This is a genomic window from Brevundimonas terrae (genome assembly GCF_011761985.1).
Classification (GTDB): Bacteria; Pseudomonadota; Alphaproteobacteria; order Caulobacterales; family Caulobacteraceae; genus Brevundimonas; species Brevundimonas terrae.
This window is the reverse complement of the sequence record NZ_JAASQT010000003.1, coordinates 75209-101508: the sequence shown is the minus strand read 5'-3', so window position 1 is coordinate 101508 and position 26300 is coordinate 75209. Positions and strand designations below refer to the sequence as shown.

Below are 26300 nucleotides of genomic sequence, written 5' to 3'. Positions count from 1 at the left end.
TCCAAACAGCGTGCGAGAAATCGCACGCTGTTTTCGTTTGTCCCGTGCATGGTGGTTGGCTTCTCGCGTGCCTTTGGTTTAAAGGGCGCTCACTTCTTTTCACTGCGTTTTGCCGGGATCGTTCCATGACCGATATTGCAGACATTGTTGCCCGCCAGATTCTCGATAGCCGTGGCAATCCGACGGTTGAGGTGGATGTGGTCCTCGAAGACGGCTCGTTTGGCCGCGCCTCTGTCCCGTCGGGTGCCTCGACCGGCGCCCACGAAGCTGTAGAGCTGCGTGACGGCGACAAGGACGTCTATATGGGCAAGGGTGTCCAGAAGGCCGTCGATGCCGTCAATGGCGAGATTTTCGATGCCCTGTCGGGTCTGGATGCCGAAGACCAGCGCCGTATCGATCTGGCCCTGATCGAGCTGGATGGTACCGAGAACAAGGCCCGTCTGGGTGCCAATGCCATCCTCGGTGTGTCGCTGGCTGTGGCCAAGGCTTCGGCTATCTCGGCCGACCTGCCGCTGCACCGCTATATCGGCGGCGTTTCGGCGCGTGTTCTGCCGACCCCGATGATGAACATCATCAACGGCGGCGCGCATGCCGATAACCCGATCGACATCCAAGAATTCATGATCATGCCGACCGGCGCAGCCACCTTCTCGGATGGTCTGCGTATGGGCGCTGAAATCTTCCACGCGCTGAAGAAGCAACTGAAAGATGCCGGTCACAACACCAATGTCGGTGACGAGGGTGGTTTCGCACCGAACCTCGGTTCGGCTGAAGAAGCCCTGAGCTTCATCACCAAGGCCGGTCAGGCTGCTGGCTATCTGGCCGGTGAAGACTTCCACCTTGCGCTCGATGTCGCTTCGACCGAGTTCTTCAAGGGCGGCAAGTACAACCTCGACGGCGAAGGCAAGAAGTTCGACGCCGACGGCATGGTTGGCTATCTGGCCGATCTGGTCGAGCGTTTCCCGATCGTCTCGATCGAGGACGGTTGTGCCGAAGACGATTTCGAAGGCTGGAAACTGCTGACCGAGCGTCTGGGTGATCGCGTGCAACTGGTTGGTGACGATCTGTTCGTGACCAATCCGGCCCGTCTGGCCGCCGGTATCGGCGAAGGTCTGGCCAACTCGATCCTGATCAAGGTCAACCAGATCGGTACCTTGTCGGAAACCCTCGATGCCGTCGATATGGCGCACCGTGCCGGCTACACCTCGGTGATGTCGCACCGTTCGGGTGAAACCGAAGACTCGATCATCGCCGATCTGGCCGTGGCCACGAACTGCGGTCAGATCAAGACCGGCTCGCTGGCCCGTTCGGACCGGGTGGCTAAGTATAACCAGCTGCTGCGTCTTGAAGAGCTGCTGGGCGACCAGGCCGTCTATTACGGCGACGGTATGCTGCTGCGTTAAGCTTTGCAGGAGCCTTTCGGGGCTTCGATTTGCAAACAAATTCAAAAACTCCGTCGTCGGTCATCCGGCGGCGGAGTTTTTAATTCTTAACTAACCATTTTCGTGCACGGGTTGGATTCGTGCCATCGCTCAGAAGGAGCGGCGTCAGTGATAGAGCAGATGAAGCCGTATTTACCGTCAGTTCTGATCTTGCTTGCAGTCCTGTACTTTGGCGTACACGGGCTGACGGGCGAGCGCGGTGTGCTGAGCGGCAAGTCCCGCGAGGCGCTGCTGCACAAGCGTCAGGCCGAATTGTCACATCTGCTTGAGGAGAGGCAGGATCTGGAAGTGCGCGTCCGCTATCTGCGCTCCAGCAGCCTTTCGCGTGATCTTCTTGAAGAACGTGCCCGCGCTGTAATCGGTTTTGCCGATCCGCGAGACTATGTTGTGCGTGTTCATACACCTGCGGTACGCAGTCCCGAGGCGGTCCGGGCAGGCTAAACTCGTGTTACAACACGAAACTGCGCTTTGCTAAGGCGTCGCCAAGGCTGCTAAACCCCTTCTCATCGTAATGAGAAGAGTCCCCGTTACCCGGGGCGCAACCGGGAGATGCCGGAATGGCGAAAGCCGCGGTTCAGAAATCTTCATCCGAACAGGGTGAAATCAGAATTCCGAACACGCCTCAGGCTTCGAAAGAAGACCTGCTGCGTTACTATCGCGAGATGGTCCTTATCCGCCGCTTTGAAGAGCGCGCGGGCCAGCTGTATGGCATGGGCCTGATCGGTGGCTTCTGCCACCTGTATATCGGTCAGGAAGCCGTTGCCGTTGGCGTGCAAGAAAGCGTCAAGCAAGGCCACGACAAGATTATCACGGGCTATCGTGACCACGGCCACATGCTGGCTGCGGGGATGGACCCGAATGCCGTTATGGCCGAACTGACCGGCCGCGCCGGTGGCTCGTCCAAGGGCAAGGGCGGTTCGATGCACATGTTCGATGTGCCGACCGGCTTCTATGGCGGCCACGGCATTGTGGGCGCACAGGTGGCTCTGGGCACCGGTCTGGCCTTTGCGGGCAAGTACCGTGGCGATGACTCGGTCTCGTTCGTCTATTTCGGCGACGGTGCCTCGAACCAGGGTCAGGTCTACGAGAGCTTCAACATGGCCCAGCTGTGGAAGCTGCCGGCCATCTACATCATCGAGAACAACGAATACGCCATGGGCACGGCCATTGACCGCGCCTCCTCGACGACCGAGCTTTATATGCGCGGTGCCTCGTTCGGTATTCCGGGCGAGCAGGTCGACGGCATGGACGTTCTGGCTGTACGCGATGCAACCGCCCGCGCCGTGGCTCGCGCCCGCGCTGGCGAAGGCCCGTATATCCTCGAAGTGAAGACCTATCGCTATCGCGGCCACTCGATGTCCGATCCGGCGAAGTATCGCTCGAAGGAAGAAGTCGACGAGGTCAAGAAGACCCGCGACCCGATCGACCACATCAAGATGCTTCTGGCCGCCGCCAAGGTGACCGAGGACGAGCTGAAAGCCGTCGATAACGAGGTGAAGGCTATCGTGGCTGAATCCGTTCAATTTGCACAAGAAAGCCCGGAACCCGATCCGTCCGAGCTTTACACAGACGTTTACGTGGAGGCCTGATCCGTGACCGACATTCTGATGCCGGCGCTGTCGCCCACCATGGAAGAAGGCACGCTGACCAAATGGCACATCAAGGCGGGTGATACCGTCTCTGCAGGTCAGGTGATTGCCGAGATTGAAACCGACAAGGCCACGATGGAAGTCGAGGCTGTCGATGAAGGCGAAGTGCTGGAAATCCTCGTGGCCGAAGGCTCCGAGGGCGTGAAGGTGAATACGCCAATCGCCCGCCTGGCTGGCGACGAGGTTGCACCGGCACCGAAGGCTGCAGAGCCCCAAAGCCAGCCTATGACCCAGACCGAAGCTGAAGCGCCGGTTCAGGCTCCCAAGGCTGCGGCTCCTGCTGCCAAGCCGACGGCCGAGCTGCGCGATCCGGAAATTCCGGCTGACGCCAAGCTGGTCAAGACCACCATCCGTGACGCCCTGCGTGACGCGATGGCCGAAGAAATGCGCCGCGACGACGCTGTGTTCTTGATGGGCGAGGAAGTTGCCCAGTATCAGGGCGCCTATAAGGTCAGCCGCGAACTGCTTCAGGAATTCGGCCCGCAACGCGTGGTCGATACCCCGATTACCGAGCACGGCTTTGCCGGTCTGGGCGTCGGTGCGGCCATGGCCGGTCTGAAGCCCATCGTCGAGTTTATGACGTGGAACTTTGGCATGCAGGCCATCGACCACATCATCAACTCGGCGGCCAAGACCCTGTACATGTCGGGCGGTCAAATCCGTTGCCCGATCGTGTTCCGTGGTCCGAACGGTGCCGCCAGCCGCGTGGGTGCCCAGCACTCTCAGGACTATTCGGCATGGTACGCCCAGATTCCGGGCCTGAAGGTGATTGCGCCGTATGACGCCGCAGATGCCAAGGGCCTGCTGAAGGCGGCTATCCGCGATCCGAACCCGATCGTCTTCCTCGAACACGAGATGATGTACGGTATCGAGTTCGACGTGCCGGAAATCGAAGACTATGTCGTGCCGATCGGCAAGGCCAAGGTCCGTCGCGAAGGCACCGATGTCACCATTACGGCCCACAGCCGCATGGTTGGCTTTGCCTTGCAAGCCGCTGAAAAGCTGGCTGAAGAAGGCATCTCGGCCGAGGTTGTCGATCTGCGTACCCTGCGTCCGCTGGATACCGAAACCATCATCAACAGCGTCAAGAAGACCAACCGTCTGGTCTCGGCCGAAGAGGGCTGGGGTCGTATGGGCGTTGGTGCCGAGGTTGTCGCCAGCGTGATCGCCGAGGCCTTCGACTACCTAGATGCCCCGCCGTTGCGCGTACACCAGGAAGACGTGCCGCTGCCTTACGCTGCGAACCTCGAAGCCCTGTCCATTCCAGGCGTCGACAAGATCGTTGCTGCTGTAAAGCAGGTGATGGCATGAGCGAAGACTTCGAACTGACCGTTCCCGACAGCGTCGCCGCTGACGAGAAGGCCATCGAACTGCTGCGTATGTGGTGGTCGAAGGACGAGCCAGTCATGTCGGTGAAGCCTGCCTTCAACGACCCGATCAAGTTCGGTGAAATGCTGGCCTATGCCGCGCGTCACATGGCGCACGGCTATGCCGTCCGTCACGGCCACAACGAAACCCAAGCCTATCACCGCATCCTCGAAGGCCTCAGCGGCGTGATCAAGGCGGACAATGTCCGCACCGTCGCCGAGCCTGTCGCCCCTCAGGGAGGTAATGCCTGATGACCGACATCCTGATGCCCGCCCTGTCTCCGACGATGGAAGAGGGCGTTCTGGCCAAGTGGCACATCAAGGTGGGAGACACTGTCTCCGCCGGTGATGTCATCGCTGAGATCGAAACCGACAAGGCCACGATGGAAGTCGAGGCCGTGGACGAAGGCGAAGTGCTGGAAATCCTCGTTGCCGAAGGCACCGAGGGCGTGAAGGTCAATACCTTGATCGCCCGTCTGGCTGGCGACGATGCCGCACCTGCTCCGAAGAAGGCAGAGGCCGCTCCGGCTGCTGCTGCCGCTCCGGCCAAGGAAGCCCCGAAGACTGAAGCCCCGAAAGCCGCTCCGGCTCCGGTCGCTGCGTCTGGCGAGCGTATCTTCGCTTCGCCGCTGGCCCGCCGCCTGGCGGCCATGGCTGGCCTTGACCTGAAAGCCATCAAGGGCACCGGCCCGCATGGCCGTATCGTCAAGCGCGACGTCGAGGCTGCTCAAGCTTCGGGTGGTGCAAGCGCTTCGGCTCCGGCCGCTGCCGCTGCTGCTCCTGCCGCCGCCAAGGCGACCCCTTCGCTGGCACAGCTGGGCATTCCCGACGGCACCTACGACCTCGTTCCGCTGGACGGTATGCGCAAGGCGATTGCCCGCCGTCTGGTCGACAGCGTCAACAACGTCCCGCACTTCCCGCTGTTCATTGATGTGGAGCTGGACGCCCTGATGGCGGCCCGCGCCCAGATCAACAAGATGCTGGAGCCGCGCGGTATCAAGGTGTCGGTCAACGACTTCGTCATCAAGGCCGCTGCTATGGCCCTGAAGGCCGTGCCGGAAGCCAATGCTTCCTACACGCCCGAAGGCATTGCCATGCACCACCATGCCGACGTGTCGATGGCTGTGGCTATTGATGGCGGCCTGATCACCCCGATCATCCGCAAGGCCGAGACCAAGGGTCTGGCCCAGATCGCGACCGAGTCGAAAGATCTGGCCAAGCGCGCCCGTGATCGCAAGCTGAAGCCGGAAGAGTTCCAGGGCGGCACCTTCTCGGTGTCCAACCTTGGCATGTTCGGCATCAAGCAATTCACCTCGATCATCAACGAGCCGCAAGGCTGCATTATGAGCGTGGGTGCAGGCGAGAAGCGTCCGGTCGTCAAGAATGGCGAACTGGCTGTGGCCACGGTGATGACTGTCACCCTGACCTGCGATCACCGCGTGGTGGATGGCGCTGTCGGTGCCCGCTTCCTGCAAGCCTTCAAGCCGCTGCTTGAAGAACCGCTGTCGATGCTGGCCTAAGGATCAAAGCTTATGAGTGATTTTGATCTCGTTGTGATCGGCTCGGGCCCCGGCGGTTACGTCGCGGCCATCCGTGCCAGCCAACTGGGCCTGAAGGTCGCTATCGTCGAGCGTGAAAACCTCGGCGGTATCTGCCTGAACTGGGGCTGTATCCCGACCAAAGCCCTGCTGAAGTCGGGCGAAAAGTTCGAGAGCCTAAGCCACCTCAAGGAATACGGCCTGTCGGCTTCCGGCGCGTCGTTTGACTTTGATGCCATCATCCAGCGTTCCCGCGGTGTGGCCAAGCAGCTGACGCAAGGCGTTGGCTTCCTGATGAAGAAGAACAAGATCGAGGTCATCGAAGGCACCGCAAAGCTCGAAAAGGGCACTGCAGCGCCGCAGGTGGTCGTGACCCTGAACAAGGGCGGGGAGCGGATCGTAAACGCCAAGAACGTGATGCTGGCCGTGGGCGCTCGCGCTCGCGCACTGCCGCAGATCGGTCTGGAAGCAGACGGCGACAAGATCTGGGCCTACCGCGACGCGCTGGCCCCGAAAAAGCTGCCGAAGACCTTCGTGGTCATCGGCTCGGGTGCCATCGGCATCGAGTTCGCCAGCTTCTATCGTGCTCTGGGCGCTGACGTGACCGTGGTGGAAGCCGTGGATCGCATCATGCCGGTCGAGGACGAAGAAGTGTCCAAGGCCGCCCAGAAGGGCTTTGAAAAGCGCGGCATCAAGTTCAAGACCGGTGCCAAGGTCACGAAGGTCACCAAGACCGCCAACGGCGTGTCGGTGGCTATCGAGGTCGGCGGCAAGGCTGAAACGCTTGAGGCCGAGGTCTGCATCTCGGCGGTTGGCATCACGGCCAACACCGACGGCATTGGCTTGGAAGCTTTGGGCGTTGAGCTGGACCGCGGTCACATCAAGACCGACAGCCACTGCCAGACCAATGTGAAGGGCCTCTATGCCATCGGCGACTGCGCCGGTGCGCCGTGGCTGGCCCACAAGGCCTCGCACGAGGGCATCCACGCGGCAGAACACATTGCGGGCTTCAAAACCCCGAACGTGAACTCGCCCATCGCTGGCTGCACCTATGCCCAGCCTCAGGTCGCGTCTGTCGGCGTGACGGAGCAGGGCGCGCGCGAAGCCAAGCGCGAGGTCAAGATCGGCCGCTTCCCGTTCCGCGTGAACGGCAAGGCCATCGCCTCGGGTGATACCGAAGGCTTCGTAAAGGTAATCTTCGACGCCAAGACGGGTGCCCTGATCGGTGCCCACATGATCGGCCACGAAGTCACCGAGATGATCCAGGGCTATGTCACCGCCATCACGATGGAAGCGACGGAAGAGGACATCCACGGCATCGTCTATCCGCACCCGACCATGTCGGAAGCCATGCACGAAGCCGCCCTCGACGCCTATGGCCGCGTAATCCACATCTGATTACGCTGTATCGCTAAAACTGCAAAAGGCCCCAAGGAAACTTGGGGCCTTTTCTTTTGCCTCACCACACCCACCGTCATCCTCCGACAAGCCGCCTAGCGGCGCAGATCGGGGGATTCATAAGGGCCGTAGCCACCTTCACCACACGTCTCTGGATCCTCCGGTCAAGCCGGAGGATGACGGCGAGTGGAAAGTAGCGAGCAGTGGGTAGAGCAGGGCGCTTAGCGCTTCTTGCCCAGTTCGGCAGCAATGTCCTTGGTCATGCGCCCGACCTTGCGGTGCGCCGTCACGATCTGATCGCGCGTCACACCCCACTTCTTCATCCAATACTCCACCGACTGACGCTCGGTCAGATCGATGCGATCCTTATCGATGAACCCGCGCTTGTCTTTTAGGCCAGCCATGTACGGCTCCTAGTGTTGTGATAAAAATGAAGTATCTATATTTATGTTTGTTTAAATAGCCATAAATATGATGTGATTAAACCATGGGGAGGCGTGTATGCCAATATTGTCAAATTTAAATACAAATATTGATGTTTATAGAATACTTCCAGCATCAAGGCTATTTGATGCATTTTTAACAAATAAAAATACTCTTATTAATGTTGAAAAGTGGGAAGATAAATATGAAAACTTAATGTTAAAGTCAAAATATATACTACAAAATAGAGATGGGTCTGCAGATATGGTTGAATTTGCAAATAAAACTATACTTGCTCAATGTTGGTCGAAATTGCAAGAGTCGGATGCAATGTGGAGAATTTATTCTCCAGATTTTATGGGCATCAAGGTGAAGGCTGATCTCAAGTCAGTTTATGACGCTTTTATTAAAAGTTTGGCTTCTATTGATGCCAGGTCTGTCGATTTAGATGCATTTTTGATCGAAGTTGATTATTTGAATTACAATGAATTAGAGCAATTTTGCCAAAATATTGATATGTTTGATACTTCAAACAGGGGCGTTGCTGATTCTGTTAGGATAAAAAGAGACTCCTTCAAGCATGAAGAAGAGTATAGAATTGTATACAATCCAAACATTATTGATAAACATAAAAATTTAGAAACTTATAGTTATGATATGGACTTTAAAAGTATTGTAAAAGAAGTTTGTTTTGATCCAAGAATTGGGGATCATTTATTTGAAGCGCTGAAGGATTATCTAGTGAAGATTGGATATAATGGGCCTGTTGTTAAGTCTAGACTTTACGAAACTCCTGAGATGATTTTCCGCATGCGATGATGACGGGTTGTGAGTGTAGATTTTCTAAAGTAAGTTTCGTGCAAAATTTATATTTTGTGCGGAATTCTAAATGCGTGTCGCGTCTGATGTCCTGGGTTTGATCGGCCAAACGCCTTTGCTGCGCCTGAAACGTGCGTCGGAGGAGACGGGGTGCGAGATTCTGGGCAAGGCAGAATTTCTGAACGCCGGACAGTCCATTAAGGACCGTGCGGCGCTCAGTATTATTCTGAAGGCGCGGGCCAGCGGCGCGCTCAAGGCTGGCGGCACGATTGTCGAGGGCACGGCGGGCAATACGGGCATTGGTCTGGCCATGGTCGGGGCGGCGCTGGGCCATCCGGTCGTGATCGTGATGCCGCGCACCCAGACCGAGGAAAAGAAGCGCGCTGTGCGTCTGCACGGGGCCAAGTTGATCGAGGTTGATCCGGCCCCGTTCAGTAGCCCCAACCACTTCGTCCACTATTCGCGCCGACTGGCAGATGAACTGAACGAAACCGAGCCGCACGGTGCCTTCTACGCCGACCAGTTCGACAACCTGTCCAACCGTCTGGCCCACTATGAGGGCACCGGCCCTGAAATCTGGGAACAGACGGGCGGCAAGGTGGACGGCTTTATCTGTGCCGTTGGTTCGGGTGGTACGCTGGTCGGCACGACGACCTATCTGAAAGAGCAGAACCCCGACCTGAAAACCGGCTTGGCCGATGTGCCGGGCGCGGCGCTGTATTCCTATTTCAAGGACGGCGTGTTGAAGGGCGAGGGCAGTTCGATCACCGAAGGTATCGGCGTGAACCGCATTACCGGCAACCTGACGGGGCTGGATGCGGTGGACTACGCCTATCAGATCGGTGACGAGGAGTTGTTGTCGGTGCTGTTCGATCTGGTCCAGCATGAGGGCCTGTGCCTTGGCGGGTCCAGCGGCGTGAACGTGGCCGGTGCCATCCGCATGGCCAAGGAGATGGGGCCGGGCCACACCATCGTGACCGTGCTGTGCGACAGCGGCCAGCGATACGCCACCAAGCTGTATGATCCGGCCTATTTGCGTAGCCGCAACCTTCCGACCGCTGAATGGATGGGCCAATGAGCAAGGAAAGCCCGCTGGACGGCCGCCTGCCGCCGCTGAACTCGCTAAAGGCCTTCGAGGCCGCTGCGCGTCGTTTGAACATCACTCGCGCCGCCGAAGAACTGTCGGTGACGCCCGGCGCGATCAGCCAGCAAATCCGCATTCTGGAACAGCATGCGGGTGCGCCTCTGTTCCACCGCGAGGGGCGCCAGATTGCCCTGACTGAACTGGGGGCCGAGCTTTATCCGCTGTTGCGCGACGGGTTTGATTATCTGAAGCGGGCAGGGGATTTGCTGTATCGCCCCGACCGTCGCTATGCCCTGTCGGTATCGGTGCCGCCGTCGTTTGCGTCCAAATGGCTGACCCAGCGCATTGCGCGCTTTGCCGCCGCCCATCCCGAGGTGGAGCTGTGGCTGTCGGCGGATATGCGTCTGACGGACGTGGCGGGCGGGCGCGTGGATGTGGCGGTGCGTTACGGGCGCGGGCCTTATACGGGGGTGCGCTCCGAACGTTTGATCGGGGCCGATGTGATCCCCGTGTGTGCGCCACAGTTGATGGTGGGGGCCAAGGCGCTGAAAAAGCCGTCGGACCTGAAGCACCATGTGCTGATCCACCTGCGTCCGAGTGATCTGGAGGAGCAGCGCCCCGACTGGGCGATGTGGGTCAAAACGCACAAGGTCAAGGATGTGGACGTGTCATCCGGCACCCGTGTAGACCAGACCGCCATGGCCATCGACGCCGCTATCCACGGACAGGGCGTGGCGCTGGCCCCGTATGCGTTTGTGGCCGATGATCTGGCTTCGGGCCGTCTTGTTGCGCCCTTCGCCGAGGGCGCTCTGACGACCGACATGGCCTACCACGTCCTCACCCGCCGCAGCAGTGTGTCGGAACCGGCGCGGTTGTTCGTGAAGTGGCTGCGAGAAGAGGCGCAGGCGGCCGAGCAGATCGTGGATGATTTGTGATGGAAAATATAACCGGCGAATTCTTTTATAGATTTTTTATAGCACTTGTAATTTGTTATTCCTTTGAGGTCGTTAGTAAATGGGAGTTTAAAAATTTAGTTAAAAAACATTTTAGCTTTAAATATGATGGAAATGAAGATGTTTGGAATATTTGGTCGTGTTGTTATAAGTCAGTTATTGAAAGTTGTTACAAATTTTGGGTCGTAAGAACCGTAATATTTGCTATTTTTTGCGGATTTTTTGGTTATGGGGGCTACAAGATTAGAATGGAGATAGGGTTTCTATTTGCTATTCTAATTGTGGTTTGGATGTTTGCTGAGCTTATATGGGCAAAATCTAAAGCTGACAAAGCGGCTGAAGCCGTTTGGCAAACGCTGTCCAAGTGAACTGACAAGACCCTCCGTCACGGCGCGGTGCGCCGCGACACCTTCCCCGCTGGCGAAGGGGAGGAGGTGTTGTTCCTCACCCGTGGGGACCACGAAGTGTTTGAGGGGGCGTAAGCTGGGCTGACTAGGCCAGCAAGGCCCTTGTCGCTGCTTCCAAGTCATCCTGACGCATCAGGCTTTCGCCGACGAGGATGGCTTTGGAGCCGGCGGTGGCGACGCGGGTGACGTCTTCGGGGGTGAAGATGCCGCTTTCGGCCACCAGAAGGGCACGGGGCGGGGCCAGTAGGGCCAGTGTCTCGGTGTTGGCCAGATCGACTTCGAAGGTGCGTAGCGAGCGGTTGTTGACGCCGATCAGGGCGTTGTCGCGGCCCTCGACCAGTTTGCTGGCGCGGGCCATTTCCTGCTCGTCGTGGGTTTCGATCAGGGCATCCATGCCGAAGCGGTCGGCCTCTGCCAGCAGGTCGGCGGCGACGGCGTCGTCGATCATGTCCATGATGATGAGGATGCAGTCAGCCCCAAGCGCGCGGCTCTCGGCCACCTGCCACGGATCGACCAGAAAGTCCTTGCGCAGGCAGGGCAGGGCTACCGCATTGCGGGCCGCCGACAGATAGGAGTCATCGCCCTGGAAGCTGGGGCCATCGGTCAGGACGGACAGGCAGGTGGCACCGCCGCGCTCATATGCACGCGCGAGTTCGGGCGGGTTGAAGTCATCGGGACGGATCAGTCCCTTGGAGGGGCTGGCCTTTTTGATCTCGGCGATCAGTGCGGGGCGACCCGTCTTCATCGCTGTGTCGGCCAAGGCGTTCATAAAGCCACGCGGAGCAGATGCGCCCTTGGCCAGAGCCTCGAGCGCACTGACGGTGATGACGGCTTTGCGGGTGGCGACTTCCTCGCGCTTATAGGCGGCGATACGGTCCAGAATGTCGCTCATACTTCGGTCTCTACTGGGGTGTGGGAGGCGCGGACGAGGGCGTCCAGCGCGGCAAGTGCGCGGCCTTCATCAATGACGGTGGCGGCGATCTCGGCACCCTGTTTCAGGGTTTCAGCCTTGTCCGACACCACAAGTGCGGCGGCGGCATTCATCAGGACGATGTCGCGATAGGGGCCTTTCTCGCCGTTCAAAAGCGCGCGAAGGGCGGCGGCATTGACCTCGGCATCACCGCCTTGGATGTCGGCCAGCGTAGCGCGGGGAAGGCCAGCATCTTCTGGCGTGATGGTGAAACGGGTGACGGTGCCGTCTTTCCATTCGGCAACGTCGGTCGGGCCTGTGGTGGTGACTTCGTCCAAGCCCTGACCGTTGACGGTCCATGCGCGTTTGGCACCCAGACGGCCTAGAACCTCGGCCAGAGGTTCCAGCAGGGCGGGGTCATAGACACCCATCACCTGACGGTTGGCCCCTGCCGGATTGCATAGCGGGCCGAGCAGGTTGAACACGGTGCGGAAGCCTAGCTCGGCGCGCACTGGCCCGACATGGCGCATGGCCCCGTGATAGGTGGGCGCAAACAGGAAGGCGATGCCCGCATCATTCAGCGCCACAGCCTGTTGGGCGGGCGTGGCATCAAGGTTCACGCCCAGCGCGGCCAGTACATCAGAGGAGCCGGACTTGCTGCTCATGGCGCGGTTGCCGTGCTTGGCGACACGCAGACCAGCACCGGCCAGCACAAAGCTGGCGGCGGTGGAGATATTATAGGTATGGGCCCCGTCGCCACCGGTGCCGCAGGTATCGACCACATCCTCGAACGGGTGATCCAGCGACAGGGCGGCGGCGCGCATGGCGCGGGCAAAGGCGGTGATTTCCTCGACCGTTTCGCCACGCACCCGAAGGGCGGTGATGGCGGCGGCGACCTGTGCGGGGGTTGGCTCGCCGCGCAGACAGGCAGCAAAGAAGCCCTGTGCCTCGTCGCCGGTCAGGACTTGGCCTTCGACCAGCTTGCCCAGCAGCGGTTTGAAACTGTCCATGGCCTCAGACCATCGCCGTGCGCTTGATATTGGCAAAGTCGAGGAAGTTGCCGATCAGGTCGTGGCCGTGCTCGGTGGCAATGGACTCGGGGTGGAACTGTACGCCGTGGATCGGGCGCGTCTTATGCGACAGGCCCATAATCTCGCCTTCCTCGGTCCATGCCGTGACTTCGAGGCAGTCGGGCAGGGTCTCGCGTTTGACGGCCAGCGAGTGATAGCGCGTGGCTGTAAACGGACGGGGCAGGTCTTTGAACACGCCGCCGCCTTCGTGGTGGATCAGCGAGGTCTTGCCATGCATGAGCGACTTGGCGCGGATCACCTGTCCACCAAAGGCTTGACCGATTGACTGGTGGCCGAGGCAAACGCCGAAGATCGGCATGCTTTCCGGTGCAGTTTTCAAAATGGGCAGACAGATACCGGCCTGATCCGGATCACACGGACCCGGCGAGAGCAGGATGGCCTCGGGCTTGAGCGCAAGGGCTTCTTCTACCGTCAGGTCATCATTGCGGATGACGTGTGTCTGCGCCCCTAGCTGGGCCAGATAGTGGACGAGGTTGTAGGTGAAGCTGTCGTAGTTATCGACGACGAGGATCATAGGAAGGCTTTTCGAAACGGGAGGTCGGCATACACTGTTATGCACAGCTTGGGCCGTAGAATGGGGCGAAGCAAGCGGTCGTTAAACATTCCGCGCGATGATGCAGCATCGCCATCGGAAGAAGTCCGCTGTGAACATCATAGAATCTATCCACGACGCTCGTCGTTTGCTCGAAGAATCGGGCAAGACCGAGCACTCCAAACCACCCGTGTATCTGGCAGCCGCCTTCGCCGCTGCCATGGGGTTATTGCTGTTCGGGACGGTGAATGCCGGTCCCGATCTTCGACCTGACCAAACCGACATCACCAGAATTCCTTAGGAAGCGAAGTCGTCTGATCCCGCCAATCCCTTGGTGCTGTGCGCCAAGGGTTGGTTGTGGGTGGTCGCGTTGAATCGCCATGCTTCTCCGGCCGCCTTCATCGGGGCGCGGGCTTTGGCCAGCGTCTCGGCGTATTCGGCTGCGGGATCGCTATCATTGACCACGCCGGCACCGGCTTGGACAAAGATGCGGTTGTCGGTGAACATGGCGGTACGCAGGACGATGCAGATGTCTGCCTCGCCATTGGCCGAGATGTAGCCAACGCCGCCGCCATAGCCGACGCCGCGCTTTTCGGTTTCCAGCTCGTCGATGATTTCCATCGCACGCACCTTGGGTGCGCCTGAAAGCGTGCCTGCGGGCAGGGCGGCCAGAAGGGTGTCCACCGCATCCAGTTTCGGATCGGCTGCGCCGTTCACATTGGAGACGATGTGCATGACCTGGCTATAGCGTTCGACCACGAAGCTTTCGGTCACCTCGACCGAGCCGGGTATGGACACACGGCCCACATCGTTGCGACCCAGATCCAGTAGCATCAGATGCTCGGCCAGTTCCTTGGGGTCGGCCAGAAGTTCGGCTTCCAGAGCCTTGTCCAGTTCGGGCGTTTCGCCACGCGGACGGGTACCGGCCAGCGGACGAATGGTCACGCGGCCATCCTTCAGACGTACCAGGATTTCGGGGCTGGAACCGGCCAGCTGGAAATCGGCATAGTCGAGGAAGAACAGATAGGGCGACGGGTTGCCACGGCGCAGGGCGCGATAGAAGGCAAACGGGTCTTGCGACCACGGGGCTTCGAAGCGGTGCGCCAGCACGACCTGGAAGATGTCGCCTGCGACGATGTATTCCTTGGCCTTGGCGACCATGGCCGCAAAACCGGCCTCATCGACCGAGGACTGGAAATCGGGCGCGGGCACAGGCTCGGCTTCGCGCTGGATCGGCATGGGGCTACGCAGGCGGTCCTCGAACTCGTCGAGACGGGCGACTGCGGCGCGATAGGCCAGATCGGCATCAGGGCTGGTGTCGGGATAGGCCGCGGCCACCAGAACAATCTCGTGCTTGACCGAGTCGAAGATGGCCACCAGCGACGGGCGGGCCAGAACAGCATCGGCAAGGTTCAGCGGATCGGGGTTTGCAGGACCTAACGGCTCCAGCAAACGCACCATGTCATAACCGAACACCCCGAACAGACCCGCAGCCATCGGCGGCAGATCGGCGGGCAGGTCGAACTTGCTGGCCGCGATCAGGGCACGTAGCGAGTCCAGAGCCGGAAGGGTTTCGGGGGTAAAGGTGTCGGTGAGGATGTCATCGCCGCGTGCGATGTCTGCCTGACCATCACGGCAGCGCCAGACAGTGTCTGGCGACAGGGTGACGATGGAATAGCGGCCATTGACCGCGCCGCCTTCGACCGACTCCAGAAGGCTGGCATAGGGACGCCCGTGCCCAACCTTGAGGAAGGCCGATACGGGCGTCTCCATATCGTTGATGAGGCGGCGGACCAGCAGCTGGGTTTGACCTGCTGCCAGTCCGTTTACAAACGCAGTACGCTCCGCACCCGACATATTATTTGGCCGGAGCGGGGGCCGGAGCAGCCGGAGCCGCACCAGCAACCGGAGCTTCGATGCCCAGTGCGAGATAGGCTTCGGTTGCGTTGCTCTTGGCTTTGACCTTGGCCGCAGCGGCGGTCAGAGCGGTTTGAACGACTTCATTGCCCCATGCGGTCGCCAGTTGCTGGCCGATCGGAGCGACCAGAGCCGCAGCAGTAACCGGATTGGCGGCGTGGATCGCATTGACCTTGCCGATGACAAAGCCGTTCTCGCCCGGGGTCGAGAAGGCCTGATCCTTGGCCGTGGAGAACAGACCGGTCAGAGCCGCAGCGCCGTGAGCCTGTTGGGCTGCCGCGTCGCGGGTGACATTGGTGCGGACCATTACGGTCGCATTGACCGAGGCGGCCACAGCGGTGATGTCCTCGCCAGCACGCAGACGGCCAGCCAGTTCGTCAGCTTTCTGGTTCAGCAGGCGCGAGTTTTCACGGGCGATCCAGTTCTGGGTCAGCATCGGGCGCAGTTCGTCCAGCTTGGGCAGGGCGGCTTCGCGCACGTCGTCAACGCGCAGGGCGATGTATTCGCCTTCACCGGCGGTGATGACGTCGGACTCGCCACCCTTGGTCAGGGCATAGGCGGTTTCGATGATGACCGGCGGCAGGCCATAGGGCTGACCGTTTGGCAGTTGGCCCTGACGGGTGAACGGCGGCAGCTGGGCCAGACGGGCACCCGAGGCGGCAACGGCATCGGCAATCGACTTGCCAGCGGTACGGGCGTCTTCGAAGGCCTTCACGCGCTCATAGGCAATTTTTTGAACGGCTTCGGCTTGCAGCTCGGCGGTCAGTTCGGCGCGGGCAGCGTCGAAACCGACGTCCTTACCGCCCTTGATGTCGGTGACCTTGGCAACCGTGAAGCCAACAGCACCCTGAATCGGGTCCGTGACGCCAGCAGCGGGCAGGGCAAAGACGGCATCGGCAATCTTGGGATCGCCCAGCGCGGTACGCGGGGTGTCGTTATACGGGGTCGGCTGGATACGGACCGAAGCGGCAACCTCGTTCACGTCCTTACCGGCGCGCAGTTCGGCAGCAACCTTGGTGGCGGCTTCACGGGTCGGCACGGTCAGCAGGGTGAAGGTGCGCTTTTCAGCTTCCGACAGCGAGGCTTTGCGGAACTCGAAACGCTCGCGCAGTTGTTCCTCGGTGATGGCCGGACGCGCATCGTTCGGGCCCGGGGTGAACAGGACCAGCGAGACAGTGCGGAATTCAGGAATACGCAGCTGGGCTTCGTTTTCCTTCATGAAGGCGGTCAGTTGCTCGTCGGTCGGGGCCTTGGCGCTACCGGCCATGGCTTGGGTGACGGTGAACCATGCGCCGTCACGGGTTTCGGTCGCCGATGCTGCAACGATAGCCGCATAGGCCTTGGGCAGACGGACGCCCGATACCAGAGCGGTACCGAAGTGCTGGATCGTGTACTGGTCGCGCAGCTCGTTCTCGAACATGACCGTGGTGATGTTCTGCTGGGCCAGAGCCTGTTGGTACTGGGTCTGGTCGAACGCGCCGGTGATCGAGTTGAAGAAGGCCGGAATCTTGCGGATTTCCGCGACGATCAGGTCCTTGCCCGGACGGATGCCGACATTCCAGGCCCACTGGGCAAAGCCCATACGCATGACCTGTTCTTGCAGGTACTGCTCGACATAGCCCTCGGCAGCGATCTGCTCGAAGGTCACGGTCTGGCCGGACTGTTCGCTGATATTGGCGCGAACACGCTCGAAGCTGTTGCGGAATTCGGGGCCGTTAATGCTGCGGTCACCTGCGGACACCACATGGCGTGGGCCCAGGGACGAGAAGATATCCGACTGGGCGCCGACAACGACGAAGCTCAGGATAATCAGGGCGAAGAGGCCCACAGCCCATTTCGACTTTGCGAAATTACGGAACAGCGTGATCATTGTTGGGGAAACCTGTCGGAAATCCAGCGTCGGAACGGCGCTAGATTGGCGTATAGTGGTAGTCGCTATCAGGCCGCAAGGTTTCGGAACGCACAATTGGTTCGTGAAATACGATCAATTTGCCAGATTCATAGGGTCTGGAGCGCCGTACAGGGGTTTGGGCATCTTGGCGCAGGGCAGGGGTCTGGCCTAATGTAGGGCTATGACCGAATCTCTGAAGCTGATCGCTGGCAACTGGAAAATGAACGGTGTGGGGGAGAGCCTTGAAGAGGCCGCTGCCCTGCGCGTTGCTCTGGATGCCGAGGCCGCCAACTGCCGTGTGGCGCTTTGTCCGCCTGCAACCCTGATCGACCGTATGGCCCAGACGCTGGGCGGTTCGGCCATCGAAATCGGTGGCCAAGACTGCCACGGTGCCGCCAGCGGTGCCTATACCGGTTCGGTTTCGGCCGAAATGGTGGCCGATGCCGGTGCCAATCTGGTGATCCTCGGCCACTCCGAGCGCCGTGCCGGTTTCGGCGAGACGGATGCCAATGTTGCCGCCAAGGCCGAGGCCGCTCTGGCCGCCGGTCTGGAGCCGATCATCTGCGTGGGGGAAACCCTTGCACAGCGTGAAGCCGGTGAAGCAGTTTCGGTCGTGAGCCAGCAGGTGATGGGTTCGTTGCCGGTTTCGCTGGCGGACAAGCCGTTTGCGGTGGCCTATGAGCCGGTCTGGGCTATCGGCACGGGCCTGACCCCGACGCTGGAACAGATCGAAGAGGTTCACGCCGCTGTGCGTGCCGCCATGATTGCCCGTCTGGGCGCAGGCGGTGCAAAACCTGTGATCCTTTATGGCGGCTCTGTTAAGCCGTCGAACGCCAAGGAAATTCTGGCTGTGCCGGAAGTGGGGGGCGCCCTTGTGGGCGGTGCCTCGCTCAAGGCAGAGGACTTCCTCGGTATTATCCGCGCTGTCTAAGTTTATGGCGGGGTTTGATCCCCGCCATTATCATGTTAGACGCCGCCTCTTGATCGGCGCAACTTCGCGCCCACATGAATGACGCCATGCTTCAAACCATTCTGCTCGTCGTAATGTTCATCATCTCGGTCGCACTGACCGGCGTGATCCTGCTTCAACGCTCCGAGGGCGGTGCTCTTGGTATGGGAGGCGGCGGCAATAACGGCTTTATGACCGCTCGCGGCGCAGGAAACCTGCTGACCCGCGTAACAGCTATTCTGGGTGCAGCCTTCTTTGTCTGCGCCATCGCCCTGACCATCGCCGGTAATATCGAGCGCGGTTCGGGTTCGGTGATCGATGCCGATGCTGTGGGTTCGATCGCTATCGGCGCTCCGGCTCAACCGCAGGCCGAGCAACCGGCCGCAACGCCGGCTCCGGCGGCACCTTCGGCTATGTCGCTGGACGAGCTGGAAGCCAGCCTTCCTGCTGCGGCGCAACCGGCTCCGGCTGCTCCGGCCCAGTAAGGCTATCCAGTAACAAACTGGAAAAACTAAGGTTTATGAAGCGCGTCGGAAACGGCGCGCTTCTTTTTTGTTGTGAAGAAGCGTGAACAGGCCGCTTTTTCGGCTGACGGCGGTGACGAAATGGGTTAGGGTTTCCGCCCATGCCTAGATATGTGTTCATCACTGGCGGCGTGGTTTCCTCCCTTGGTAAAGGCCTCGCTTCCGCCGCTCTTGGCGCGCTTCTTCAAGCGCGCGGTTACAAGGTTCGACTGCGAAAGCTCGATCCCTATCTGAACGTCGACCCCGGTACGATGTCGCCCTACCAGCATGGTGAGGTGTTCGTGACCGATGATGGTGCCGAGACAGATCTGGACCTCGGTCACTATGAGCGTTTCACCGGTGTTTCGGCGGCCAAGTCCGACAACATCACCACGGGTCGCATCTATTCGACGATTATCGAAAAAGAGCGTCGTGGCGACTATCTGGGCGCGACCGTGCAGGTGATTCCGCACGTCACGGACCAGATCAAACAATTCTGCCTGAATCCGGCCAAGACCGATGATGGCGAGGATGTGGATTTTGTGCTCGTTGAAATCGGCGGCACCGTCGGCGATATCGAGGGCCTGCCGTTCTTCGAGGCGATCCGCCAACTGGGGCAGGACCTGCCGCGCGGCCAGTCGTGTTTTGTCCACCTGACCTTGCTGCCGTTCATCAAGACGGCGGGCGAGATGAAGACCAAGCCGACCCAGCACTCGGTCAAAGAGCTGCGCTCCATCGGTATCCAGCCGGACATCCTGCTGTGCCGTTGTGAAGAGCAGATTCCGGCCGATGAAAAGCGCAAGATTGCCCAGTTCTGTAATGTGCGCCCCGATAGCGTCATTCAGGCGATGGACTCGGCCGACATCTATGCGGTTCCGCAGGACTATCACGCCGAAGGTCTGGACACGCAGGTTCTGGCCCATTTCGGGATTAATGACGCGCCGGAGCCCGACCTGTCGGGCTGGAACGAGATTGTTCGCCGTCGTCTGAACCCCGAAGGCGAAGTCACCATCGCCATCGTCGGCAAATATACCGTCCTGAAGGATGCCTATAAGTCGCTGATCGAGGCGCTGATGCATGGTGGCGTGGCCAACCGTGTGAAGGTGAATCTCGACTGGGTGGAATCGGACACGTTCGAAGGTGATCCGGTGGCCTGTGCCGACCGCCTGAAAGACGCCAATGCCATTCTGGTACCGGGCGGCTTTGGTGAGCGCGGGGCAGAGGGCAAGATTCAAGCGGCCCGTTTCGCCCGCGAAAACAAGATCCCTTACTTCGGTATCTGCTTCGGTATGCAGATGGCCGTGATCGAGGCGGCCCGCCATCTGGCCGGTTTCCCGAACGCGACCTCGACCGAGTTCGGTCCCGCCGAAGAGCCTGTGGTTGGCCTGATGACCCAGTGGTCACAGGGCAATGAACGGGTCCAGCGCGAGCATGGCGGCGATCTGGGCGGCACCATGCGTCTGGGGGCCTATGATTCGGCATTTGCCGAGGGTTCGCTGATTGCGGACATCTATGGCTCGACCACCATCAGCGAACGCCACCGTCACCGTTATGAGGTGAACATCAATTACCGTCAGGCGATTGAGGAAAAGGGTGGTCTGTATTTCGCGGGCCTGTCACCCGATGGCGTCCTGCCGGAAACGGTAGAGCGCAAGGACCATCCGTGGTTCATCGGCGTTCAGTATCATCCTGAATACAAGAGCCGTCCGTTCAAGCCACATCCGCTGTTCGCAAGCTTTGTGAAGGCGGCCATGGTTCAGAGCCGTCTGGTTTAACACGATGCCAGCAAGCCATTACCCACACAAAAAATAGCGGTATATGGCTTGCTAGCCTCTTCCAGTTGTGTTTCATATCCGCACGCTGGAGGTCGGAGCCATGGTTGGCACCTTCGTGAGTTTCCTGCACCGCAATGCCAGAGCCGTACTGCTACTGGTATCGTTGTGTGTACTTCTATTGAGCTGCAGCCTTGTGCTGAGGGCTCTTGCCAAACTGCTTGTCGCCTAGCGTGCAAGCAGCTGGAGGGGGGAACCGGTCGCTGTCGCAAGACACCCGGCAGACCTATTCCAGATGTTGGGTCACCCGCTTGGGGGAGTGGGTGACCCAACTGTTTTCAACACATTGCCAAGCCGTCTTATCGGCCAAGCCTTATGGGCGCTCGCGATAGCCGAGCAGGCGCAGCGCATTGAACACGACGAGCAATGTCGACCCTTCGTGAAGCATGATGGCCGGACCGATACCCAGACCGAGAATGGTCGCGGGCACCAGGAAGGCGACGACGCCCAGACTGACGACAAGGTTCTGGCGGATGATGTTGCGTGTTGTGCGGCTGAGGCCAACCGTGAAGGGCAGTTTGGACAGATCGTCGGCCATCAGCGCCACATCGGCGGTTTCCAGCGCGACATCCGAACCCGCCGCGCCCATGGCGACACCCACGGTTGCGGTGGCCATGGCGGGGGCGTCATTTACGCCATCGCCCACCATCGCAACATTGCCATCGGCCCGCAGGCGTTTGATCGCCTCAACCTTGTGGTCGGGCATCAGGTCACCCCATGCCTCGGTCATGCCGACTTGAGCGGCGATGGCTTCGGCGGACTTCTGGTGGTCACCGGACAGCATAATCATCCGCTTCACACCCATGGCCCGTAACTTGTCGAGCGCCTCGCGGGCGATGGGTCTGGGCGTATCGAGCAAGCCGAAGACGCCAAGATCGCGATCACCCTGACGTACGACCATCAAGGTGCGGCCTTGCTCGCGTAGTCTCTCGATGGCCTGAAGGGCAGACGCGGCCAGAAGGGCAAGCCCGTCAGCACCGAACATTTCCGGCTTGCCGATATAGACGGTCTGGCCGTCCAGTTCTGCGGTCACACCCTTGCCGGTCAGGCTTTGCAGGCCCGAAGCGGTATGCGTGGACGTATCACCCAGCCGCGCCGAGCCATCACGGGCAATCGCTTCGGCCAGCGGGTGGTCGCTGAGGCGCTCTACGGGGACGGCGACCTGCAAAAGCTCGGTTTCGCTTACCCCCTCGAACGGCACTATGTCGGTAATGCGCGGGCGGCCCTCGGTCAGGGTGCCGGTCTTGTCGAACGCGATGGCGTCGATGGCGCCCAGACTTTCCAGCGGGGCACCACCCTTGATGAGAACCCCGGCACGGGCTGCACGGGCGACACCGGACAGGACGGCGCTGGGTGTGGCGATGGCCAGGGCACAGGGGCTGGCGGCGACCAGTACGGCCATGGCGCGATAGAAGCTGTCTCGGAACGGTTCGTCCACAACCACCCACGCGAACAGCAGAACAAAGGTCAGGGCCAGTACCAGAGGCACGAAGATGCGCTCGAACTTGTCTGTAAAGCGCTGGGTCGGTGACTTCTGCGTCTCGGCCTCGCTGACCATACGCACGACCTTGGCCAGAGTGGTGTCGCTGGACTTGCGCGTGGTTTCTATCTCGATGGCACCGGAACCGTTGATCGTACCGGCAAAGACGACCGAGGCCGAAGTCACCGAGGCAGGTCTGGAGCGGGCCTCGGCAGGATCGGCAACGGGTTGCTTGTCCACCGGCATGCTCTCGCCGGTGACAGGGGCCTGATTGATGCTGGTGGTGCCGACAATAATGAAACCGTCGGCAGGCAGACGCTCATTGGGGCGCACCACCACCAGATCACCGATCGCGAGCTGTTCGACAGGGATTTCGATCAGGTCCTGACCGCGACGCACACGGGCTGTGCGCGGGGCAAGCTCAGCCAGAGCCTCGATGGCGCGTTTGGCGCGGCCCATGGCGTAATGCTCGAGGGCATGACCAAGACTGAACAGGAACAGAAGGAGGGCGCCTTCGGCCCAGTGCCCCAGAGCCGCCGCACCCGCCGCCGCAACCAGCATCAGGGTGTCGATTTCAAAGCGACGCTTTTTCAGGTTCTCGACGGCTTCACCAACCGTGAAGAACCCGCCTAGACCATAGGCACACAAGAACAGCGCCAGCGGGATCCAGCTGGTCATATCCGGCACCAGCTTCTGGAGCGCAAAGCCGGTGATCAGGGCCACACCGGAACCGAGCGCAAAGATCAGTTCGGTATTGGGGCCGAAAATGCCGCCATGGGCGTGGTTATGGCCCGCATGATCGTCGTGTTTTTCGTGCGCATGGTCATGCGTGTGGTCGGCGCTCATAGCCACTGGCCTCTTACTGTGTGTTTGTTGGAATTTCGCATCAGTCCTCGGCCCCCTCGGTCCTGCGATATTTCACCGCCTTGGCGGCGAAGGTCGGCAGGACAAGCAAGGTCAGCACTGTCGCGGTCAGAAGTCCACCAATGACCACAGTGGCCAGCGGCTTTTGCACCTCGGCACCGGCTCCTTGAGCCAGCGCCATCGGAATAAAGCCGACAATGGCGACAAGGGCGGTGGTCAGAACCGCACGAAGGCGGCTGAAGGCACCCGACAGGGCAGCATCATGTGGGCTTTGACCCTGTTGTAGACGCTCGCGGATGGCCTGCATCAGAACCAGACCGTTCAGAGTGGCCACACCGGATACGGCGATGAAGCCGACCGCCGCGGATACCGAGAACGGCATCCCTCTGAGCAACAGCGCCAACGCACCGCCAACCAGTGCCAAGGGGACACAGGCAAAGACCAGCCCCGCCTCGGCAAATGAACCCAACGCCATGAACAGCAGAATACCGATCAGGATAAAGACGACGGGAACCACCAGACCCAGACGTTGCTCGGCCCGTTTCAGGTTCTCGAACTGGCCGCCCCACGTCAGGGAATAGCCCGCCGGAAGCTGAACCTGTTCGTCCACCTTGGCTTGGGCATCGGAGACGAAGCCGCCCAGATCGCGACCGCGCACATTGGCCTGAACCACCATGCGGCGGCTGCCATTATTGCGGCTGATCTGGTTCTGGCCTTCAGCAACCTGAATACGGGCGACCGAGGACAGGGGGATAGTGATACCGGACGGCGTGGTGACGGGCAGGGCGTCCAGAGCGGCGGGGTTGTTGCGTTCTTCATCCGGCAATCGCACCACGACGTCGAAACGGCGGTCCCCTTCAAAGATTTGTCCGGCAGGCGTGCCGCCGATGGCGGTTGAAACCGCCTCGGATACATCCGCAGCCGACAGGCCGTAATTGGCAGCGGCAAAACGGTCCACGCTGATGGTCAGGGTCGGCAGGCCCGACGCCTGCTCAACACGCACATCAGCAGAACCGGGGGTGTTGCGCAGGGCATTGGCGACCTGATCCGCCGTCGCCTGTAGCTGGGTGAAGTCATCGCCATAGACCATGACGGCCAGATCGGTGCGGACGCCCGAAATCAGCTCGTTGAAGCGCAGTTCAATGGGCTGGCTGAACTCGAAACTATTGCCCAACTGGGTCGCGGCGACGGTTTCAAAGCGTTCGATCAGGTCTTCCTTGGCCAGTCGTGGATTGGGCCATTCCTTGCGCGGTTTCAGGATAATTACGGCGTCCGAAATATTGGGCGGCATGGGGTCGACGGCGGCCTCTGCCGTGCCGGTCCGCGAAAAGACGGTCTTCACTTCGGGCTGATCCTTGATGACCCGTTCCAGCGCCATCTGCATTTCGAGCGACTGTTCCAGCGAGGCCGAAGGGACGCGCAGGGCCTGCATGGCGACATCGCCTTCATCGAGGGTGGGAATGAACTCGCGCCCCAGCATCGCAAAGGTCAGAGCGCCGACAACCAGCGTGCCGATGGCGGCCATCAGAACAGCCTTGGGACGCGCCATGGCCGTGCGGATGGCCGGTTCGATCCAGCGGCGGGCGTGACGCAGGAGGAATGTCTCATGCTCCTGTGCCTGACCCTTTTCGTCCAGATGGATGGTCTTGGGTTCACGCACCATCAGCGCCGTCATGGCGGGGACGAAGGTGAAGGAGAAGATGAAGGCCCCCACCAGAGCCAGCATGACTGTGGCCCCCATGGGAATAAAGGTTTTGCCCTCGACGCCTTCCAGCATCAGCAGCGGGGTAAAGACCAGAAGGATGATGAGCTGGCCAAAGGCGGCAGGGCGCACCATTTGGCGCGCGGCATCCGTGGCGACGCCCAGACGCTCCCGACGGGTCAGCATCCGCCCAAGATCGGCGCGTTTCTGGCCCAGTCGCAGCAGGGTGTTTTCGACCACCACTACGGCCCCGTCGACCAGAAGACCGAAATCCAGCGCGCCGAGGCTCATCAGGTTTCCGCTGATGCCAAACCGGTTCATACCGATGACGGCGAACAGGAAGCTGATCGGGATCATCAGCGCCGTGATGGTTGCCGCACGGATATTCCCGAGCAGCAGGAACAGCACGACGATGACCAGCAGCGCCCCTTCGGTCAGGTTCTTGGCCACGGTCTTGATGGTCGAGTTGACCAGTGCGCTACGGTTCAGGACCGGCTCGGCCACGACATCGGCCGGAAGGCTGGCGGCAATCTCTTCAAGTTGCTTGGCGGCAGCTTGCGCCACTGTGCGGCTGTTCTCGCCAGCCAGCATAAGGGCGGTGCCTATGACGGCCTCGTGGCCATCGCGGCTGGCACCGCCGAGGCGGGGGGCCTGACCGATCTCGACCGTCGCCACGTCGGCAACGCGCACCACCAGACCGTTACGATTGACCACAGGGGCCTGCGCCAGATCATCGACGCTGGAAGCCAGTGCGTCGGTACGAACCGTCAGGGCTTCGCCCGCACGTTGAACATAACCGGCACCGGCCTGTGTATTGGCGCGGTCCAGTGCCTGAACCAGATCGCCAAGGCCCAGACCATAGCTGGTCAGACGGGCCGGATCGGGCCGCACGGCGTATTCTTTGACATAGCCGCCGTTCACATCGACGCCCGCGAGCCCGCGTGCATTGCGCATACGCGGTGCGATGATCCAGTCCTGAACCGTCCGCAAATAGGTGGCGCGGGCTTGGGGCGTATCCAGTCGCTCGCCTTCGGGCGTCAGATAGCTGCCGTCCGGCTGCCAGCCTGCACGACCCGCCTGTGCGGTCTTGGCATTGAACGGTTTGAAATCGACCGTCCACATCAACACTTCGCCCAGACCCGTCGTGATTGGCGACAGGCTGGGCTCGATGTTTTCGGGCAGATTTTCACGCGCCTGTGCCATCCGTTCGGCCACCTGCTGGCGGGCGAAATAGATGTCGGTGCGGTCTGTGAAGATCACTGTGACCTGACTGAAGCCGTTGCGGGTCAGCGAGCGGGTGCTTTCCAGCCCCGGAATACCGGCCATGGCCGTTTCCAGCGGATAGGTGACCTGACGTTCCATCTGCTCGGGGGCCAGAGCGGGCGCCACCGTATTGATCTGCACTTGACGGTTGGTGATATCCGGCACCGCGTCGATGGGCAGTTTGGTGAGCTGGAACAGACCCCAAACAGAGATCAGCGCCGTTGCCAGAACGACAAACCAGCGAAGGCGGACGGACGCCTCGATTATGTATTTGAACATGACATCC

At 60.4% G+C, this 26300-nt stretch carries 23 protein-coding genes; 15 read left to right on the top strand and 8 right to left on the bottom strand.

Going from position 1 to position 26300, the window contains the following annotated elements:
* Nucleotides 1-125 precede the first annotated feature (125 nt).
* The 7 genes from eno (at nt 126) to lpdA (ending at nt 7394) form a co-directional block, all read left to right on the top strand.
* A complete protein-coding gene (eno, locus tag FHS64_RS08865) occupies nt 126-1403 on the top strand; it encodes a phosphopyruvate hydratase (protein ID WP_167177850.1) in 1278 nt (425 codons plus the stop codon).
* A gap of 159 nt (nt 1404-1562) precedes the next feature.
* A complete protein-coding gene (locus FHS64_RS08860) occupies nt 1563-1883 on the top strand; it encodes an FtsB family cell division protein (protein ID WP_167177849.1) in 321 nt (106 codons plus the stop codon).
* Between the two features lie 116 nt (nt 1884-1999).
* Nucleotides 2000-3031 carry a pyruvate dehydrogenase (acetyl-transferring) E1 component subunit alpha gene (gene pdhA, locus FHS64_RS08855; protein WP_167177848.1) on the top strand — a complete coding sequence of 344 codons (1032 nt, stop codon included), beginning with the start codon at nt 2000-2002 and terminating at the stop codon, nt 3029-3031.
* Nucleotides 3032-3034: 3 nt separating this feature from the next.
* Complete coding sequence (locus FHS64_RS08850; protein WP_167177847.1) at nt 3035-4402, top strand: pyruvate dehydrogenase complex E1 component subunit beta; 1368 nt, start codon at nt 3035-3037, stop codon at nt 4400-4402.
* Nucleotides 4399-4710, top strand: coding sequence for a DUF5076 domain-containing protein (locus FHS64_RS08845; RefSeq protein ID WP_167177846.1), 312 nt, complete (start codon nt 4399-4401; stop codon nt 4708-4710). The genes FHS64_RS08850 and FHS64_RS08845 overlap by 4 nt, the downstream gene beginning before the upstream one ends.
* A complete protein-coding gene (locus tag FHS64_RS08840) occupies nt 4710-5978 on the top strand; it encodes a pyruvate dehydrogenase complex dihydrolipoamide acetyltransferase (RefSeq protein ID WP_424945239.1) in 1269 nt (422 codons plus the stop codon). Before FHS64_RS08845 ends, FHS64_RS08840 begins: the two co-directional genes overlap by 1 nt.
* Nucleotides 5979-5990: 12 nt before the next feature.
* Nucleotides 5991-7394 carry a dihydrolipoyl dehydrogenase gene (gene lpdA, locus FHS64_RS08835; protein ID WP_167177845.1) on the top strand — a complete coding sequence of 468 codons (1404 nt, stop codon included), beginning with the start codon at nt 5991-5993 and terminating at the stop codon, nt 7392-7394.
* Nucleotides 7395-7615: 221 nt separating this feature from the next.
* Here lpdA and FHS64_RS08830 read toward each other — a convergent pair whose 3' ends face one another.
* A complete protein-coding gene (locus FHS64_RS08830; RefSeq protein ID WP_167177844.1) occupies nt 7616-7798 on the bottom strand; it encodes a DUF3606 domain-containing protein in 183 nt (60 codons plus the stop codon).
* A gap of 97 nt (nt 7799-7895) precedes the next feature.
* Here FHS64_RS08830 and FHS64_RS08825 point away from each other — a divergent pair, with 97 nt between their 5' ends.
* From FHS64_RS08825 to FHS64_RS08810, 4 genes are all read left to right on the top strand, one after another.
* On the top strand, nt 7896-8636 hold the full coding sequence (locus tag FHS64_RS08825) for a DUF2971 domain-containing protein (RefSeq protein WP_167177843.1): 741 nt from the start codon (nt 7896-7898) through the stop codon (nt 8634-8636).
* Between the two features lie 70 nt (nt 8637-8706).
* Nucleotides 8707-9714 carry a cysteine synthase A gene (locus tag FHS64_RS08820; protein ID WP_167177842.1) on the top strand — a complete coding sequence of 336 codons (1008 nt, stop codon included), beginning with the start codon at nt 8707-8709 and terminating at the stop codon, nt 9712-9714.
* Nucleotides 9711-10655: a transcriptional regulator GcvA gene (gcvA, locus tag FHS64_RS08815; RefSeq protein WP_167177841.1), complete on the top strand. Its 945-nt coding sequence runs from the start codon at nt 9711-9713 to the stop codon at nt 10653-10655. The genes FHS64_RS08820 and gcvA overlap by 4 nt, the downstream gene beginning before the upstream one ends.
* Nucleotides 10655-11041: a conjugal transfer protein TraG gene (locus tag FHS64_RS08810; protein ID WP_167177840.1), complete on the top strand. Its 387-nt coding sequence runs from the start codon at nt 10655-10657 to the stop codon at nt 11039-11041. The genes gcvA and FHS64_RS08810 overlap by 1 nt, the downstream gene beginning before the upstream one ends.
* A gap of 124 nt (nt 11042-11165) precedes the next feature.
* Here FHS64_RS08810 and trpC read toward each other — a convergent pair whose 3' ends face one another.
* Genes trpC through FHS64_RS08795 form a run of 3 tightly spaced genes read right to left on the bottom strand, consistent with a single transcriptional unit; the run spans nt 11166 to nt 13595 of the window.
* Nucleotides 11166-11972: an indole-3-glycerol phosphate synthase TrpC gene (trpC, locus tag FHS64_RS08805; protein WP_167177839.1), complete on the bottom strand. Its 807-nt coding sequence runs from the start codon at nt 11970-11972 to the stop codon at nt 11166-11168.
* Nucleotides 11969-13000 (bottom strand): anthranilate phosphoribosyltransferase, encoded by a 1032-nt coding sequence (trpD, locus tag FHS64_RS08800; RefSeq protein ID WP_167177838.1) that lies wholly within the window; start codon nt 12998-13000, stop codon nt 11969-11971. Before trpD ends, trpC begins: the two co-directional genes overlap by 4 nt.
* Before the next feature lie 4 nt (nt 13001-13004).
* Nucleotides 13005-13595 (bottom strand): anthranilate synthase component II, encoded by a 591-nt coding sequence (locus FHS64_RS08795; protein ID WP_167177837.1) that lies wholly within the window; start codon nt 13593-13595, stop codon nt 13005-13007.
* A gap of 130 nt (nt 13596-13725) precedes the next feature.
* Between FHS64_RS08795 and FHS64_RS08790 the strand changes: the two genes are divergently transcribed.
* Nucleotides 13726-13914: a hypothetical protein gene (locus tag FHS64_RS08790; protein WP_167177836.1), complete on the top strand. Its 189-nt coding sequence runs from the start codon at nt 13726-13728 to the stop codon at nt 13912-13914.
* On the opposite strand, the gene trpE is transcribed toward FHS64_RS08790, so the two are convergent.
* Together trpE and FHS64_RS08780 are read right to left on the bottom strand one after the other, a co-directional pair.
* Nucleotides 13911-15470, bottom strand: a complete 1560-nt coding sequence (trpE, locus tag FHS64_RS08785; RefSeq protein ID WP_167177835.1) for an anthranilate synthase component I — start codon at nt 15468-15470, stop codon at nt 13911-13913. The two genes, FHS64_RS08790 and trpE, sit on opposite strands and share 4 nt — an antisense overlap.
* A gap of 1 nt (nt 15471) precedes the next feature.
* Nucleotides 15472-17400, bottom strand: coding sequence for a peptidylprolyl isomerase (locus FHS64_RS08780; RefSeq protein ID WP_167177834.1), 1929 nt, complete (start codon nt 17398-17400; stop codon nt 15472-15474).
* 202 nt (nt 17401-17602) lie between these two features.
* Here FHS64_RS08780 and tpiA point away from each other — a divergent pair, with 202 nt between their 5' ends.
* From tpiA to FHS64_RS08765, 3 genes are all read left to right on the top strand, one after another.
* Entirely contained in the window at nt 17603-18352 is a 750-nt protein-coding gene (tpiA, locus tag FHS64_RS08775) for a triose-phosphate isomerase (RefSeq protein ID WP_167177833.1), read from the top strand.
* 86 nt (nt 18353-18438) lie between these two features.
* On the top strand, nt 18439-18855 hold the full coding sequence (secG, locus tag FHS64_RS08770) for a preprotein translocase subunit SecG (protein ID WP_243862901.1): 417 nt from the start codon (nt 18439-18441) through the stop codon (nt 18853-18855).
* Nucleotides 18856-18995: 140 nt separating this feature from the next.
* Nucleotides 18996-20648, top strand: a complete 1653-nt coding sequence (locus tag FHS64_RS08765; RefSeq protein ID WP_167177831.1) for a CTP synthase — start codon at nt 18996-18998, stop codon at nt 20646-20648.
* Nucleotides 20649-21018: 370 nt separating this feature from the next.
* Here FHS64_RS08765 and FHS64_RS08760 read toward each other — a convergent pair whose 3' ends face one another.
* Nucleotides 21019-23031, bottom strand: a complete 2013-nt coding sequence (locus FHS64_RS08760; RefSeq protein ID WP_167177830.1) for a heavy metal translocating P-type ATPase — start codon at nt 23029-23031, stop codon at nt 21019-21021.
* Between the two features lie 40 nt (nt 23032-23071).
* Nucleotides 23072-26293 carry an efflux RND transporter permease subunit gene (locus FHS64_RS08755; RefSeq protein WP_167177829.1) on the bottom strand — a complete coding sequence of 1074 codons (3222 nt, stop codon included), beginning with the start codon at nt 26291-26293 and terminating at the stop codon, nt 23072-23074.
* Nucleotides 26294-26300: the final 7 nt, after the last annotated feature.

Excerpts from the sequence above, each read along its gene's own strand:
- FHS64_RS08810 (WP_167177840.1), top strand. The coding sequence starts at position 10,655 with ATGGAAAATATAACCGGCGAATTCTTTTATAGATTTTTTATAGCACTT.
- FHS64_RS08825 (WP_167177843.1), top strand. The coding sequence starts at position 7,896 with ATGCCAATATTGTCAAATTTAAATACAAATATTGATGTTTATAGAATA.
- FHS64_RS08765 (WP_167177831.1), top strand. The coding sequence starts at position 18,996 with ATGCCTAGATATGTGTTCATCACTGGCGGCGTGGTTTCCTCCCTTGGT.
- eno (WP_167177850.1), top strand. The coding sequence starts at position 126 with ATGACCGATATTGCAGACATTGTTGCCCGCCAGATTCTCGATAGCCGT.
- FHS64_RS08760 (WP_167177830.1), bottom strand. The coding sequence starts at position 23,031 with ATGAGCGCCGACCACACGCATGACCATGCGCACGAAAAACACGACGAT.
- FHS64_RS08755 (WP_167177829.1), bottom strand. The coding sequence starts at position 26,293 with ATGTTCAAATACATAATCGAGGCGTCCGTCCGCCTTCGCTGGTTTGTC.
- FHS64_RS08845 (WP_167177846.1), top strand. The coding sequence starts at position 4,399 with ATGAGCGAAGACTTCGAACTGACCGTTCCCGACAGCGTCGCCGCTGAC.
- trpC (WP_167177839.1), bottom strand. The coding sequence starts at position 11,972 with ATGAGCGACATTCTGGACCGTATCGCCGCCTATAAGCGCGAGGAAGTC.
- FHS64_RS08780 (WP_167177834.1), bottom strand. The coding sequence starts at position 17,400 with ATGATCACGCTGTTCCGTAATTTCGCAAAGTCGAAATGGGCTGTGGGC.
- lpdA (WP_167177845.1), top strand. The coding sequence starts at position 5,991 with ATGAGTGATTTTGATCTCGTTGTGATCGGCTCGGGCCCCGGCGGTTAC.
- gcvA (WP_167177841.1), top strand. The coding sequence starts at position 9,711 with ATGAGCAAGGAAAGCCCGCTGGACGGCCGCCTGCCGCCGCTGAACTCG.
- FHS64_RS08840 (WP_424945239.1), top strand. The coding sequence starts at position 4,710 with ATGACCGACATCCTGATGCCCGCCCTGTCTCCGACGATGGAAGAGGGC.
- secG (WP_243862901.1), top strand. The coding sequence starts at position 18,439 with ATGCTTCAAACCATTCTGCTCGTCGTAATGTTCATCATCTCGGTCGCA.
- FHS64_RS08795 (WP_167177837.1), bottom strand. The coding sequence starts at position 13,595 with ATGATCCTCGTCGTCGATAACTACGACAGCTTCACCTACAACCTCGTC.
- trpD (WP_167177838.1), bottom strand. The coding sequence starts at position 13,000 with ATGGACAGTTTCAAACCGCTGCTGGGCAAGCTGGTCGAAGGCCAAGTC.
- trpE (WP_167177835.1), bottom strand. The coding sequence starts at position 15,470 with ATGTCGGGTGCGGAGCGTACTGCGTTTGTAAACGGACTGGCAGCAGGT.
- pdhA (WP_167177848.1), top strand. The coding sequence starts at position 2,000 with ATGGCGAAAGCCGCGGTTCAGAAATCTTCATCCGAACAGGGTGAAATC.
- tpiA (WP_167177833.1), top strand. The coding sequence starts at position 17,603 with ATGACCGAATCTCTGAAGCTGATCGCTGGCAACTGGAAAATGAACGGT.
- FHS64_RS08820 (WP_167177842.1), top strand. The coding sequence starts at position 8,707 with ATGCGTGTCGCGTCTGATGTCCTGGGTTTGATCGGCCAAACGCCTTTG.
- FHS64_RS08830 (WP_167177844.1), bottom strand. The coding sequence starts at position 7,798 with ATGGCTGGCCTAAAAGACAAGCGCGGGTTCATCGATAAGGATCGCATC.
- FHS64_RS08860 (WP_167177849.1), top strand. The coding sequence starts at position 1,563 with ATGAAGCCGTATTTACCGTCAGTTCTGATCTTGCTTGCAGTCCTGTAC.